Annotated in this window: 11 protein-coding genes and 1 riboswitch; of the genes, 4 read left to right on the forward strand and 7 right to left on the reverse strand. The window is 76.3% G+C overall.

Annotated elements, in window-relative coordinates; all coding sequences use genetic code 11:
* Positions 1-156: 156 nt before the first annotated feature.
* Together ACZ50K_RS04695 and ACZ50K_RS04700 are read left to right on the forward strand one after the other, a co-directional pair.
* Positions 157-1,407, forward strand: coding sequence for an MFS transporter (locus ACZ50K_RS04695; RefSeq protein WP_468897469.1), 1,251 nt, complete (start codon positions 157-159; stop codon positions 1,405-1,407).
* Between the two features lie 227 nt (positions 1,408-1,634).
* Positions 1,635-2,522 carry a sugar ABC transporter permease gene (locus tag ACZ50K_RS04700; RefSeq protein ID WP_468897471.1) on the forward strand — a complete coding sequence of 296 codons (888 nt, stop codon included), beginning with the start codon at positions 1,635-1,637 and terminating at the stop codon, positions 2,520-2,522.
* Between the two features lie 52 nt (positions 2,523-2,574).
* Here the strand turns inward: ACZ50K_RS04700 and ACZ50K_RS04705 are convergent, their stop codons facing one another.
* Positions 2,575-3,768 (reverse strand): acyl-CoA dehydrogenase family protein, encoded by a 1,194-nt coding sequence (locus ACZ50K_RS04705; protein ID WP_468897474.1) that lies wholly within the window; start codon positions 3,766-3,768, stop codon positions 2,575-2,577.
* Between the two features lie 131 nt (positions 3,769-3,899).
* Here ACZ50K_RS04705 and ACZ50K_RS04710 point away from each other — a divergent pair, with 131 nt between their 5' ends.
* Positions 3,900-5,768 (forward strand): CoA transferase, encoded by a 1,869-nt coding sequence (locus ACZ50K_RS04710; RefSeq protein WP_468897476.1) that lies wholly within the window; start codon positions 3,900-3,902, stop codon positions 5,766-5,768.
* A complete protein-coding gene (locus ACZ50K_RS04715; RefSeq protein WP_468897478.1) occupies positions 5,765-7,567 on the forward strand; it encodes a class I adenylate-forming enzyme family protein in 1,803 nt (600 codons plus the stop codon). The genes ACZ50K_RS04710 and ACZ50K_RS04715 overlap by 4 nt, the downstream gene beginning before the upstream one ends.
* Before the next feature lie 82 nt (positions 7,568-7,649).
* On the opposite strand, the gene ACZ50K_RS04720 is transcribed toward ACZ50K_RS04715, so the two are convergent.
* The 6 genes from ACZ50K_RS04720 to ACZ50K_RS04745 all read right to left on the reverse strand — a co-directional run bounded on the left by ACZ50K_RS04720 (position 7,650) and on the right by ACZ50K_RS04745 (position 12,522).
* Positions 7,650-8,498, reverse strand: a complete 849-nt coding sequence (locus tag ACZ50K_RS04720) for an ABC transporter substrate-binding protein (RefSeq protein WP_468897480.1) — start codon at positions 8,496-8,498, stop codon at positions 7,650-7,652.
* Positions 8,432-9,325 carry a metal ABC transporter permease gene (locus ACZ50K_RS04725; RefSeq protein WP_468897482.1) on the reverse strand — a complete coding sequence of 298 codons (894 nt, stop codon included), beginning with the start codon at positions 9,323-9,325 and terminating at the stop codon, positions 8,432-8,434. The genes ACZ50K_RS04720 and ACZ50K_RS04725 overlap by 67 nt, the downstream gene beginning before the upstream one ends.
* Positions 9,322-9,957 (reverse strand): metal ABC transporter ATP-binding protein, encoded by a 636-nt coding sequence (locus tag ACZ50K_RS04730; protein WP_468897485.1) that lies wholly within the window; start codon positions 9,955-9,957, stop codon positions 9,322-9,324. Before ACZ50K_RS04730 ends, ACZ50K_RS04725 begins: the two co-directional genes overlap by 4 nt.
* A 64-nt stretch (positions 9,958-10,021) precedes the next feature.
* Positions 10,022-10,543, reverse strand: a complete 522-nt coding sequence (locus ACZ50K_RS04735) for a DUF4430 domain-containing protein (RefSeq protein ID WP_468897489.1) — start codon at positions 10,541-10,543, stop codon at positions 10,022-10,024.
* 142 nt (positions 10,544-10,685) lie between these two features.
* Positions 10,686-10,773, reverse strand: a riboswitch (cobalamin riboswitch).
* Positions 10,774-10,897: 124 nt separating this feature from the next.
* A complete protein-coding gene (locus ACZ50K_RS04740; RefSeq protein ID WP_468897491.1) occupies positions 10,898-11,374 on the reverse strand; it encodes a MarR family winged helix-turn-helix transcriptional regulator in 477 nt (158 codons plus the stop codon).
* Between the two features lie 200 nt (positions 11,375-11,574).
* Positions 11,575-12,522, reverse strand: coding sequence for a methionyl-tRNA formyltransferase (locus ACZ50K_RS04745; RefSeq protein WP_468897494.1), 948 nt, complete (start codon positions 12,520-12,522; stop codon positions 11,575-11,577).
* Positions 12,523-12,677 lie beyond the last annotated feature (155 nt).

A 12,677-nucleotide genomic window follows, 5' to 3' on the forward strand; every position in this document is an offset into this window, starting at 1 on the left:
CGACATCATGGCGGCTCATCCTCGCACCCCGGTGCACGGACCGACAGCGGGCGGACACGCGGACCGCTCGAAGCCTCCCCGGCCGGGAACCGGACGCCCCGACCATCCGACAACTCCGGTGCTGGACCAGGGAGTAGCGGCGAGGGCGGGAGAGGGATGACGGGGACCGGGTGGACCCGGGGGCACCGGCTGACACCACTGCTGACCTGCGCGATGGCCTTCTCCATGCTCCAGCTGTTCCTGCTGGGCGTGCTCGGCCCCCGACTGGTCACCGAACTGGGCGCCTCCCCGCTGATGTTGGGGCTCACCACCACCATCGGCTTCGGAACCGCCGCCGCCCTCTCCCCGTTCGCCGGCCGGCTGGTGGACCGCACCGGCCCGCGCCGCTCGCTGGTCCTGCTCCTCCTGGTCTCCGCCCTCGCCCTCGCCCTGATCGCCGCCGCACCCGGGACCGGCCCGCTGCTCGCCGCGGTGGCGCTGGGCGGCCTGCCTCAGGCCCTCGCGAACCCGGCCACCAACAAGGCGGTGCTGGCGGCCGTACCGGCGGAGCGCCGGGCCGCGGTCACCGGCATGAAGCAGTCCGGGGTGCAGCTGGGAGCGTTCGCCGCCGGTCTCCCGCTGGCCGCGCTGGCCGGCGGCCTCGGCTGGCGGGCCGCCGTAGGGACGGCCGCGGGCAGCGCCCTGCTCACCGCGCTGTGGGCCTGGCGGACCCTGCCGCCCGACCGGCCGCCGACGGGTCCCGCCCCCGGAGCCCGGGAGCAGCCCGGTCCGGGCCGCACCGGGGAGGGGGCGCCGGTGGCCCGGCTGGCCGGGTTCTCCCTCCTGCTGGGCTGCGGAATCGCCTCCGTCAACACCTATCTGACGCTGTACGGCACCCAGCGGCTGGGACTCGGACCGACCGCCGCAGCGGGGCTGGTGGCGGTGCTCGGACTGGCCGGGATCGCGGGCCGGGTGGGCTGGGCGAAGGCGGCCCGCCCCGGGCGGGCCGAACGGCTGCCGGCCCTGCTGGCGGCCGGAGCCGTCGGGGCGGCGGCCCTGCTGGCCGGGGCCGGCCGGATGACCGCGCTGGCCTGGGCGGGCGCCGCCGCCATCGGGGTGTTCGCGGTGTCCGCCAACGCCGTGACCATGGTCCTGGTCATCCAGCGGGCCCCGGCCGGCCGGGCCGGCCGGGACTCCGCCCTGGTCTCGGCCGGCTTCTTCGCCGGCTTCGCCGCCGGCCCGCCCCTGTTCGGGCTGCTCGCCCAGAACGGCCACTACACCGCCGGCTGGCTCCTGGTGGCCACCGAGTTCGCCGCCGCCTCGGCCATCGCCGGTGCCCGGGCGATCCGCCCCGGCCCCCGGCCGGGACGCCCCCGAGGCCGCGCCCCGGCGGCCCCGGGGCCGAACCGGTCGGGGGAGGCGCTGTGATGTCCGGTCGGGGAGAAGGGGGCTGGCCGGAGCGGGCGTTGGAGCGGGTGGTGGGGCGGGTCGGGGTCATCGAGGGGGAGGTCGGGGGCAGGTTTCCGCTGTTCGCCGAGGTGGGGGGCGGGGGGTGGACCACGACGGCCCGGGGGTCGTGGGCGGGCGGTTGCTGGGCCGGGTTGCTGTGGTTGCGGGCCCGGTACAGCGGGACCGCGCGCGACCGGGAGGCCGCCGTGCGGTGCACGGCTCGGCTGGCGGCCTGGGTGGAGGCGGACACCGCCGCCCGGGGCCTGATCCTCTGGTACGGCACCGCCCTCGCCCAGGACGACCCGGAGGCCACCGCCCTGCGGGAGCGGGCCGGCCGGGCCCTGCTCGCGGCCATGGACCCGGAACTCGGAGCGGTCCCCTGGGGGTCCGCCTTCGCGCCCGGGGCCGCCGGGGCCCCGCGGGCGGTCCGTAGCGACGGGGTGCCCGGTGTGGTTCCGCTGCTGGCCGCACTGGGCCCCGCCGGACGGTCGGCCGCCGCCACCCATCTCCGCACCCATCTGGCCCTGGCCGGAGCCTTGCCCGATGCCCCGGGCGGGCACGGGAACGGGGACGGGCACGGGTGGGAGTACGCGACCGGGCGCGGCTGGCGGCGTACGGCCGAGCCGCCGCCCGGGTGGAGCCGCGGCCGGGCCTGGCTGCTGCTCGGTGCCGCCGAGGGACGGCTGTGCGGGGCGGACCCCGGGGCGGCGGCCGTGGAGCGGCTGCTGCCGGCCGGCGCGCCCGTCCCGTACGCCGACGAGGGCGACCCCGCCGGACCGCTCGACACCTCCGCCGCCGCCATCACCGCCACCGCCCTGCTGATGCTCGCCGTGCCCTCGCGGTCCCCGGCCGCCGGCCCCGAGCGGGCCGCCGCCGAGGCCTCGGCCGAGGTGGTGCTGCGGCGGTTGGCCGAGGGCCATCTGACCTGTGAAGGGGTCCTTCTCGACGGCTGCTACGACGCGGGCCGCGGACTGGCCGTCCGGCATGAACTGGTCTGGGGGACCTTCTTCCTCGCCCTCGCCCTCGCCGCCCGAACCGGTCTCGTCGACCTGCCCGGACTTCCCGCAACTGCCCGACGTACCGGGGCGGACTGACTTCCCGATGGGACCCGCCGGTCTGCCTGGCCGGGCCGGGCAGGGAGCCCGGTCAGGTCGGGGGCCGGTGGGAGCGGAGGACCTGGCGGGCGACCGAGGTGATGTGGAGTTCGTCCGGGCCGTCCAGGAGGCGGGCCGTGCGGGCGGTGCGGAACAGGGAGGGGAGGGGGGTGTCGGGGCCCAGTCCGGCCGCGCCGTGGATCTGGATGGCGGAGTCGGTGACCTGCTGGAGCATCCGGGCGGCCGCCACCTTGGCCAGGCCGACCTCCGTGCGCGCGTCCCGGCCCGCCGCGAGCAGCGCCACCGCCTCGTACACCAGCGGACGGGTGCTCCGGATCGAGAGCAGTGCTTCGAACACGTGCTGCTGGACCAGCTGGTGGCCGGCCAGCGGGCCCCGGGAGCCGGTCCGGGAGGCCGCGCGGGCGCACAGCAGGTCGAAGGCCCGGACCGCCTGCCCCAGCCAGCGCAGGCACCGCAGGGTGCGCCCCCACTGGAGCCGCTCCCCGGCGATGGCCAGGCCCTGGCCCGGGGCGCCGAGGAGGTGGTCGGCCGGGACCACCACCCGGTCCAGTTCGATCTCCCACTGGCCGCCCGCCCCCAGCACCGGCAGCTCCCGCACCACCCGGAAGCCGTCCGAGGCCGCCGGGACCACCAGCAGCGACAGCCCGTCGCGGTCCCCGTCCCGGCCGCCGGTCCGGGCCAGTACGGTGACCAGCCCGGCGTCCCCGGCCCCCGAGGTGAACCACTTGCGGCCGGAGATCCGCCAGCCGCCGTCGGGCAGCCGTTCGGCCCGGGTGCCCGTGAGCAGCGGATCGGTGCCGGGCACCTCCGGCTCCGTCATCGCGTAGCTCGCCCGCACCTCCCCGGCCACCAGGGGCCGCAGATGGGTCTCCCGGATCCGCGCGCTGCCGTGCCGGGACAGCATGCGAACGTCGAGCAGCGAGGCCGAACCCAGGGCCGCCGGGCCGTGGTCGCTGGCCCCCTCGCCCTCCGCCGATCGGGCGTAGCGGGCGAAGTCCATTCCCCCGCCGCCCAGTTCGGCGGGGAGCGGCAGGGCCCACAGGCCCGCCGCCTTCGCCTCCTCCCGCAGGGCGCCCAGCGCCGCCGAGGCGGCCGGCCCGCCCGCGTCCAGGACCCCCTCCCGGGGCATCACCCGGTCACGGACGAACTCCGCCACCCGCTGCGGCAGTCCGCGCTCCGGCAGATCCCGGTCCGCGGTGCTCCTCGTGTCCGGGGTACGCGCCATCTCTCTCCTCCGGCCGGCCGGGAACCCGTGGGAACGGCTGTCCGACTCCTTGGTACGAGCCCGTGCGCGCCCGCCCGTGGAACTGGTCGGGCCCACCGGCCGCCCGGTTCCCGATCCACTGGAGGAGAGGCATGAGGTCACCCGTGACCGCGCCCGCACTCGCGCCGCCCGCGGCCCGGCCGCTCGACGCGCTGCGCTTCGAGACGGCCGGGCCCCCGGAGCTCACCGGGGTGGTGGCCGGACAGCTGCGGTTGCTCGGGGCCCGAGGGGAACCGCCCGCCGGGGGCGCGGACGCCCCGGCGGCCGGGGCCGGGACGGCCGGCGGGATACGGCTGGCCGGCGGCGGGTTCCCGGGCCTGGCGGCGCACCTGTCCTGGGGCCCGGCCGGGACCGGGATCGTCGACGAGGCCACCGCGCAGGCCGCCACCGGCATCATGGCGGTGCACGGCCGCCGTACGGGGGAACCCCGCGCCCTGGCCGCCGATTTCGCGAGCACTGCGACCGGACTCCTCACCGTGCAGGGCCTGTTGGCCGGACTGATCGCCCAAGCCCGCTCCGGGGCGGTCGGGGAGGGCCACGCGGTCCGCGAGGTACCCGAGGCCCCCGAGGTCCGCGAGGTCCGCACGCGGGCCGATCTGGCCGGGCTGCTGACCGTCTCCCAGTACCTCGCGGCGGCCGGGGCCGAGGAACCCGAGGCGGTTCGACTCGCCCCCGGCGGACCGCCGTTCACCAGCGGGGACGGGATCCGCTTCGAACTGGAGACCCTCGACCCCGAGGCCTGGGCCCGGTTCTGGCAGCACCTGGGCGCGCCCCGGGACGCCGTCCGGGCCGGCTGGCAGCCCTTCCAGTTCCGCTACGCCACCGCCTGCGCCCCCTTCCCCGAAGCCCTGCACACCACCGCCCGGGCCCACCCCTGGGAGCGGATCGGGGAGGCGGCCGCCCGCTCCGGGGCGGAGGTGTGCGCCCTGCGGACCCTCGCCGAGCGGGCCGCCGAACACGACGGGGCACCGCCGTGGGAACTCGCCCCGCTGGGCCCGGCCCTACCGCCCCCGGGCCCGGTGCCGGGGATCGCACCCGTGGCGGGGCGGCCGCTGCACGGGCTGACGGTGCTGGAGGCCGGGCGCCGCATCCAGGCCCCCCTGGCCGCCCATCTGCTGGGCCTGCTCGGCGCGGAGGTCGTCCGCATCGAGCCGCCGGGCGGGGACCCGCTGCGCGGAATGCCGCCCGCCTGCTCCGGGGTGTCCGCCCGCTGGCTGGCCCTCAACCGGGGGAAGCGGGCCGTCGAACACGACATCAAGACCGCGGCCGGCCGCCGAGGGCTGCTCGAACGGGTCGCCGGGGCGGACGTGTTCCTGCACAACTGGGCGCCGGGCAAGGCCACCGCCCTCGGGCTCGACGCCGAGCACCTGGCCGCCGTCAACCCCCGTCTGGTCTACGCCTACACCAGCGGCTGGGCCGGCCGGCTCGAAGACGCCCCCATGGGCACCGACTTCATGGTGCAGGCCCGCACCGGCACCGGCGAGGCGGTCCGACCCGAAGGGGAGGACCCGGCCCCGTCGCTGATGACCCTCCTCGACGTCCTCGGCGGACTGCTCGGCGCCCAGGCCGTGCTCTCCGGGCTCCTGCTCCGCGAACGAGCCGGCCATGGCGTCCGGGTGGACTCCTCGCTGCTCGGCGCCGCCGACCTGCTGACCGGCCCGGCCCTGCGCCGGGCCGCCCGCGGCGAACCCGCCCGCCGGCCCGCAGGATTCCGCCGCCCGCTGCGCACCGCCGACGGCTGGATCCTGCCGGCCGACCGGTCGGCGGCCGGGGCGGCCGGGCATCCGCTGCGGAACCTGCCCACCGAGGAGGCGCTGTCCCGGCTGCGGGCGGCCGGACTGACCGCGGCCCGGGTCACCACCGACCTGGCCGGACCGCACCACGATCCGCGATTCACCGGCTCGATCAGCCGCGACGCGCACGGCGCACCCATGGTCCGCGACCCCTGGAGCTTCGGATGACCACGACCCCCGTCCAGCACCCCCTCGGCGGCTCACCGGCCCTGCCCGCCACCGCTGCCCACACCGTCCTCGTCCCTGTCCCCGTCCCCGGCCCGGTCCCCGCCGCCGCGCGGCGGCCGGTGCTGCGCGACCTGCTGCCGGCCGGTCTGCGCCGGTCCTGGGCCCTGGACGGGGCCTGTCCCGACCTCGACCTCTACAGCCTGTTCCGGGCCCGGCGGATCGCCGATCCGCACCGGACCGCCGTGATCGACGCCAAGGGGGCGCTCTGCTACACCGCCCTGGACCGCAAGGTCCGATGTCTGGCCGCCGGGCTCCGGGGGCTCGGGGTCGGGCCGGGCGAGGTGGTCGGCGTACAACTGCCCGAGCACCGGAACGCGGTGATCGCCGATCTGGCGCTGGCCGCGCTCGGCGCCGTGGCACTGCCGTTCCCGGTGGGCCGGGGCGCGGCGGAGGCGGCCAGTCTGCTGCGGAGATCCGGGGCGGTCGCCGTGATCACCGTCGTCGAGCACCGGGGCGCCCCGCAGGCCGCCCGGCTGCTGTCGCTCGCCGGCGAACTGCCCGCGCTGCGGCAGGTGATCGCCGCCGGGCCCGGGGAGGCACCGGCCGGGGCGGTGCCGCTGTCCCGGCTGCTCCGGCAGGACCCGGCCGGATTCCTCCCGGACCGGCCCGACCCGGACGGCCCGGCCCGGATCCTGGTGTCCTCCGGCTCGGAGGCCGAACCGAAGATGATCGCCTACTCGCACAACGCCCTCGCCGGCGGCCGGGGGAACTTCCTCGGCTCGCTGATCCCCGACGGGACCCCGCCGCGCTGCCTGTTCCTGGTGCCGCTCGCCTCCGCCTTCGGCTCCAACGGCACGGCAGTCACCCTGGCACGGCACGGCGGCACCCTGGTGCTGCTCGGCCGGTTCACCCCGGAGGCCGCCCTGGCGGCGGTACGCGAGCACCGGCCCACCCATGTGCTGGGCGTGCCCACCATGGTGCGGATGATGCTCGACCGGCTCGAAGCCGAGGCCGACAGTCAACCCGAAGGCGATGGGGGCGGGGTGCCGGCGCCTACGGCCCTGGTGCTCGGCGGGGAGCCCCTCGACCCGACCACCGCCTCCGCCGCGGCCGCCGCCTTCGGCTGTCCGGTGGTGAACCTCTACGGGTCCGCCGACGGGGTCAACTGCCACACCGGACTGGACCACCGCACCCCGCCGACCGGCGGGCCCGGGGTGCAGGCCGGCCGCCCCGACCCCCGGGTGGCCGAGATCCGGATCACCGACACCGCGACCGGTGAGCCGCTCCCGGAGGGCCGGATCGGGGAGATCGTGGCACGCGGCCCGATGACCCCGCTCTGCTACGTCGGCGCACCCGAACTGGACGCCCGGTACCGGACCGCCGACGGCTGGGTGCGCACCGGGGACCTCGGCTGTCTGGACGCGGAGGGCCTGCTGCACGTGGTGGGCCGGCTGAAGGACATCGTCATCCGGGGCGGCGCCAACATCAGCCCCGCCGAGGTGGAACGGGCCCTCAGCTCGCACCCCGGGATCCGGTCCGTGGTGTGCGTCGGGGTGCCGGATCCGCTGATGGGGGAGCGGCTGGCGGCCTGTGTGGTGCCGCGCGGGGCGACCGCCCCGGGCCTGGGGGCCCTCGCCGCCCATCTGTCGGCCCTCGGTCTGGGCGCGGACAAGCACCCGGAGCGGCTGCTGGAGCTCGCCGAACTGCCGCTGACCCCGGCCGGGAAGCCCGACCGGGAAGCCCTGCGGGCCCGGGCCGCGGCACTCCCCGGCGGGGCCCCGGCCGACATCTCGGAGTGAGTGACCCGCCCCCGGCCCGGCGGCCGGGGGCCGTCCCGCCGGCGGCCGTTCCGCCGGGGCCGCCCCGGCGGGGCCCGTCCGGTCAGGGGGCCGTGGCGGCCATGGCCTTCTTCAGTTCGGCCGCCGCGTTGCGGTACACGGTCAGCAGGTCGAGGTCCTCGCCCGGGTAGTTCACGATCGACACCTGGCGGGCGGCGGTCCCGGGCAGCACGGTTCCGGCGGACATGTGGGCGTTCTCCAGGACCAGCGCCGGCTTCTTCGCGGTGAGCTCCGCCAGCCGTGCCGGGGTGACCGGCTCGGGGCCGTAGGTGCCCACCGGGGTGACCCCCGCCAGCCGTGCCGACCAGGCGGTGAACACCTGGCTGACCACGACCGGGCTCCGGCCGCCGGGCCAGGCGGCCTTCAGCTCGCCGTTCAGCCGCGCGTACTCGGCGTCGAAGCCGGTACGCCAGGTCTTCGCCGCCTCCGCGGTGCCGAACAGCGTAGCCAGTTTCGCCACCTCGGCGCCGGCCTTGGCGGGATCGTTGTCCAGTGCGACCTCGACCAGCTCGGCCTTGGAGCCCGCCGCCTCCTTGATCTTCGCGGCGTACGGTTCGAAGGGCGCGTACAGCACGAAGTCCGCCTCGGCCACGGCGGCGAGGTCGGAGGGCTTGGGGTCGTAGTCCGGGGCGTGGTGCACCGACCCGGGCACGATCACCTTGATGTCCCGGGCTCCGGCGGCCTTGGCGAGGGCGCCCTCCCAGGTGGTGGTGACCACCACGGCGGGTCCGTCCGCGGACCGGCCGCCGGGGGCCGGGTCGCCGTCCGAACCGCCGTCCGAACCGCAGCCGGTGAGCAGCGGCAGGGCGACGGTCACCGAGAGCGTCAGTGCGAGGAGGGCACGGGCGGGGGAGGTGGGGACGCGGGAGGTGCGGACGCGGGTGCGCGCCATGAGCGGATGCTCCGTTCCGGGAGGAGGTGCACGGCGAGGACGAGGGCCCCCGCCGTGAGGACGAGGACCGGTCCGGGCGGCCAGTCCAGCCAGAGGGCCAGCAGGAACCCGGTCAGGTTCCCGAACACGCCGAAGGCGACCGCCCAGAGCGTGATCGAGGTCAGCGAGCGCCCCATCCGGCGGGCGGCCAGGGCGGGCAGCAGGGTCAGCGCGTCGACCAGCAGGGCGCCGGTCAGCCGGATCGCCCCGGCCACCGATACGGCGACGAGCACCAGCAGGACCAGGGTCAGGCCGCGGACCGGCACCCCGGAGCAGTGCGCGAGCTCCCGGTCGTACAGCAGCAGCGCCAGGTCCCGGCGGCGCCACCAGAACAGCGCCGGCACGGCGACCGCCAGGACCCCGAGGACCACCAGGTCGGTGGTCCCCACGGACAGGATCGACCCCCACAGCAGGGCGAAGGCTCCGGAGGCGTTGACCCCGGTCACCGCGAGGACCAGCAGGGCGGCGGCCACCGCCAGGCTCATCAGCAGGCCCATGGCCCCCGACAGGCCGTCCGGGGTGCGGGCCAGCGGGGCCACCCCGGCACCGGCCAGCGCACAGGCCAGCAGGGCGCAGAGCATGGGGTCGAGGCCGGTCCACAGGCCGACCGCGATGCCGAGCAGGGCCACGTGCATCATCGCGAACCGGACGGGCATGATGTCGAGCCCGACGATGACCACCCCGATCACCGGCAGGCCGACCGAGGCCAGCAGCAGGGCGAACCCGGCGCGCCGTACCGGCAGCAGCCGCAGCAGTTCGCCGACGTCGGCGGTGGCGAGGGCGTTCACCGGATCTCCCGCAGCCGGCCGGCGGCCATCTCCAGGACCCGGTCGCAGCGTTCGGCGAGGGCCCGGTCATGGGTGACGACCAGCAGGGTGACGGGCAGCGCGGCCAGGGTGTCGGCGGCCTCCGCCTGCCCGTCGAAGTCCAGTGCGGCGGTCGGCTCGTCGGCCAGCACCACCTGGGCGCCGGCCGCCACGCAGCCGATCGCCCGGGCCAGGTAGACGCGTTGCAGCTGGCCGCCGGACAGGGTGTGCAGGGGTCTCCGGAGCAGCCCGGCGACGCCCAGCCGGGCGGCCGCCTCCGCCGCCTCGGCCGGGGCGCCCCCGCTGGCCAGCAACTCGGCGGCGAGCAGCGGGAACCGGCCGGTCGCGGGCTTCTGGGGGATCCAGGCGCAGGACCGCAGCCGCCAGGCCCGGTCGGCGGCGGTGGCGTCCCCGCGCCCGCCGACGAGCACGGAGCCGCCGGCCGGCCGGTGCAGTCCGAGCACCGCCCGCAGCAGGGTGGTCTTCCCGGAGCCGTTGGTCCCGGTCAGTGCCACCCGTTCACCGGCGGCGATCTCCAGGTCCACGCCGTGCACGGCGGGCAGCCGCCCGTGCCGGCACTCGACCCCGCGCATCCGCACGTCCAGCCCGCCCATCCGGCTCCCTTCCCGTGTGCCACGGGTCAGTAGTCGGCGGGCGGGCCGTCCGGGTTCCCGGGGGTCAGAAGGTGGTGTAGGTGAAGGCGACCCGGTCGCCGGCGTTCAGCTTGAACTGGCAGCCGCCGACCGGGGTCGGGGTCCCGTTGACGGAGATGCTCCAGTAGGCGGTGGCCCCGCCGCTGACCTTCTTGATCTGGTCCACGGAGAAGTCGTCGAAGGAGGCGTACCAGGTGCCGTCCCAGCGGAACCGGTGCTTGCGGGCGGCGTCGTCGAGGGCGGCGGTCGGGGTGGGCACGGCGCTGGGGTTGGCCCCGCCGTTGGTGCCGTCGCAGCGGTGGGTGCCGCCGGTGGCGGTGGTGACCTCGTGGCCGCGGGTCTTGATCCGGCCCTGGAACAGCAGGCCGTCGGGGCCCTGCACGGTGAGCGTCACCTTGACGGGGGCGTTGGTGCGGGCGGCGGCGGCCACCGGCGCCGGCTGGGCGTGGGCCGCGCCGGGGACGGCGGTGAGGGCCAGCCCGAGGGCGGTGGCGGTGACGGCGGTGCGGAGGACGGCGGTGCGGGTGAGCGGGACGGACCGGCGCATGCGGCTGCCTTTCGGGGGTGGCGGGGCCTGCGGCACGCACACCCCGGCCGCCCGTACGGCACGCCGCCGGGCGGGACCGGTGGCCCGGTCGGGGGCTTCGCGCTGCAGACCGTGACAGGGGAAGCGGGATCGCGGTTGCGCCGGGCATCCCGACTCGCGGAGCCCGGTCGTTGCCGCCGGACGTGCCGCTCACGGTTGCAGGTCAGCGCCGGATTCCCACCGGCTTCCCCCAGTCGCACACGCATTCAGTTGTGGCCCCGGATTCCGCCGGGGCACGCGCATCGTACGGCCTGCTCCAACTCGCTGTCAGCGGTTGTGGGTTGAGCGGGACGGGCGGATTCGGCGCGGGCGGGTTCAGCCGGCCCGGCGGGGGCGGGCCACGGGGGCCGCCGCCGGGGCCAGGTCCCCGTGCACCCGCTGGAGCAGCACGGTGAGCCGGGTGCGTTCGGGTCCGGTCAGGGAGGCGAGGAGGTCCTCGTCGGTGGCCGCGATGTCCGCGTTGAGCCGCTCCAGGGCGGCCTGTCCGGCGGGGGTGAGCCGGACCAGGACACGGCGGCGGTCGTCGGTGTCCCGGACACAGACCACATGGTCCTTCTTGACCAGGTCGTTCACCACCTTGACCAGATCGCTGGCGTTCATGTCCAGCCGGCCGGCGAGCGTGCCCTTGGACTGCGGGCCGCGTTCGGCCAGCAGGTCGAGCACGGTCAGATGCCACAGGCGCAGTCCGTGCGCGGTGAGCTTCTCGGTCAGCCGGCGGCGGGCCGCCTTCCCGATGGCGTACATCAGATAGGCGTTGAGCCCGAGGACGCCCGGGGCGGCGGGCTGTTCCATGGCTCTCCCTCGCAGAGCGTCGACAAGGCGGTACCTCCCGACCCTACCCCGAGGTGGCGGACCGTCAGGGACCCTGCCCCGTACGGCGATGCGCCGCCGTCGGACGGACAGGGCAGTCCGTCCGACGGCGGCGACCGGCGGCCCCGGGGCCACGTGAGGGGTCGCCGGCGGTCTGTGTGCCGCGGGTGGCGGCGGGGGCCCTACGGGCGGCTGGTCAGGTAGCCGCCCATGCGGGTGAAGTAGTCGGAGGCGGGCATCTCCTCGCCGCTCTCGGTGCGGACCCGGGTGATGGCCAGGCCGTGGTTGCGCCCGGTGCGGGCGTCCGCCCCGGCGACGATCACCACACCGGCGCCCTCCCGGTAGAAGATCCGGCCGGGGGTGCCGCCGTAGCGGCCCTCGGAGACGACCGCGCCCAGGATCTCCAGCCGGCGGCCCCGGTGGTGGGTGAACGCGGCCGGGTAGGGCGCCGACTGGGCGCGCACCAGGCGCTCCAGTTCCTCGGCGGACCAGTTCCAGTCGATCCGGATGTCCTCCTCGGCCCGCTTGTGGAAGAAGCTGGCCTGCGAGCGGTCCTGCGGGGTGAACTCCGTCTCGCCGGCGGCGATCCGGGCGAGGGCGCCGACGGTCACCGGGGCGATCAGGTCCACGGTGCGGTGGAACAGGTCGGTGGCGGTGTCGGTGGGGCCGACCGGCACGGCCTGCTGGAGCACGATGTCCCCGGCGTCGAGTTCGCCGTCCATCATGTGCGCGGTGACGCCGACCTCGGTCTCGCCGTTGATCAGCGCCCAGATGATGGGGGAGAACCCGGCGTACTTGGGCAGCAGCGAGTCGTGCACGTTGAGGGTGCCGTAGCGCGGCAGGCCGAAGATCCGCGGCGGGATCCAGGTGCGCCAGTTGTTGGCCACGATGATGTCGGGGCGGGCCGCCTCCAGTGCCGCGAACAGCTCCTCGTCGTCAGGCCTGTTCCGGATGACGACGGGTACGTTGTGTTCGGCGGCGAGGTCGGCGACCGAGTCGCTCCAGATCTTCTCGTACGCGTGCTCGCTCTTGGGGTGCGTCACGACCATCACGACATCGTGCTCGGATTCCAGGAGGGCTTGCAGGGTGCGGTGCCCCCAGGTCTGATATCCGAACATGACGACCCGCATGGGTTTCCTCCTGAGAGCAGTGACACGACGAGGGTCAGTAAAGCAAGGCTTACCTAAGTGTGCAACGGGGTCCCATTTGCTCCGGGTTCGTCCCCGTGTCCCCGGATGGTGTCCGGTATGCCCCTGTCGACAGGCCGAAAAGATCAGGTTAGCCT

The organism is Streptomyces sp. NPDC033845 (assembly GCF_055576225.1).

Coding starts and splice junctions, on each gene's coding strand:
- ACZ50K_RS04695 (WP_468897469.1), top strand. CDS start 157: ATGACGGGGACCGGGTGGACCCGGGGGCACCGGCTGACACCACTGCTG.
- ACZ50K_RS04705 (WP_468897474.1), bottom strand. CDS start 3,768: ATGGCGCGTACCCCGGACACGAGGAGCACCGCGGACCGGGATCTGCCG.
- ACZ50K_RS04710 (WP_468897476.1), top strand. CDS start 3,900: ATGAGGTCACCCGTGACCGCGCCCGCACTCGCGCCGCCCGCGGCCCGG.
- ACZ50K_RS04715 (WP_468897478.1), top strand. CDS start 5,765: ATGACCACGACCCCCGTCCAGCACCCCCTCGGCGGCTCACCGGCCCTG.
- ACZ50K_RS04720 (WP_468897480.1), bottom strand. CDS start 8,498: ATGGCGCGCACCCGCGTCCGCACCTCCCGCGTCCCCACCTCCCCCGCC.
- ACZ50K_RS04730 (WP_468897485.1), bottom strand. CDS start 9,957: ATGGGCGGGCTGGACGTGCGGATGCGCGGGGTCGAGTGCCGGCACGGG.
- ACZ50K_RS04735 (WP_468897489.1), bottom strand. CDS start 10,543: ATGCGCCGGTCCGTCCCGCTCACCCGCACCGCCGTCCTCCGCACCGCC.
- ACZ50K_RS04740 (WP_468897491.1), bottom strand. CDS start 11,374: ATGGAACAGCCCGCCGCCCCGGGCGTCCTCGGGCTCAACGCCTATCTG.
- ACZ50K_RS04745 (WP_468897494.1), bottom strand. CDS start 12,522: ATGCGGGTCGTCATGTTCGGATATCAGACCTGGGGGCACCGCACCCTG.